At 71.6% G+C, this 306-nt stretch carries 1 protein-coding gene; it reads right to left on the bottom strand.

Features of this window, described 5'->3' with window-relative positions:
* Positions 1-306: KS-MAT linker domain-containing protein (locus tag BST15_RS21035; RefSeq protein WP_133053213.1), on the bottom strand; the 306-nt coding region annotated here is incomplete at both ends.

The raw sequence follows: 306 nt of genomic DNA on the forward strand, positions 1-306 counted from the left end.
AACCGACGACCCATCCCCACCCACTGCGAACCCTGACCCGAAAACACAAACACGGTCCCGGGGCCCGGTAAGACCGCCGCGGGCGCCACCAGTCCTGGTGCGGACTCGCCGGCAGCCAGCGCGGTCAACGCGGCAATGGCCTCGTCCCGGCCGCGGGCCGCGACCGTGGCGAACTTCTGATAGCGAGTGCGGTGGTGGTTGAGCGCGTGGGCGACGTCGGGTAGCGCGATGTCGGCGCCGTCGGTGGTCATCCACTGCGCCAGCACCCCGGCCGTGGCCGCAATCCGCGCCGGCGACTTACCCGAG

It is taken from the genome of Mycolicibacter arupensis (genome assembly GCF_002086515.1).
GTDB lineage: Bacteria > Actinomycetota > Actinomycetes > Mycobacteriales > Mycobacteriaceae > Mycobacterium > Mycobacterium arupense.